Genomic DNA, 262 nt, shown 5'->3' with positions numbered 1-262 from the left:
AGCTAAAAGGAATGTTTCTAAAACGCAAATTTCGTTTCGTTTATCCAGTTTTCAAGGATCAAGGTAATGCTTTTGAGAGTTGAACTCTCAAAACTGACCAACGAGTGAGTAACTTTGCTAACCTGAGTTAGCTTGTTTGAATGTCTTCGTTACAGAAGACGATTCTCCATAGAAAGGAGGTGATCCAGCCGCACCTTCCGATACGGCTACCTTGTTACGACTTCACCCCAATCATCTACCCCACCTTCGGCGGCTGGCTCCT

The 262-nt window shown here is 44.3% G+C and carries 1 rRNA gene; it reads right to left on the bottom strand.

The features are described from left to right. Window positions 1–172: 172 nt before the first annotated feature. Window positions 173–262 (bottom strand): 16S ribosomal RNA (locus KJS42_RS22980); the annotation flags it as partial.

Origin of the sequence: Paenibacillus sp. J53TS2, from assembly GCF_018403305.1 — a bacterium.
Lineage (GTDB): Bacteria > Bacillota > Bacilli > Paenibacillales > Paenibacillaceae > Fontibacillus > Fontibacillus rhizolycopersici.
Note: the sequence above shows the minus strand (reverse complement) of the source record. Positions and strands in the feature narration are given on the sequence as shown.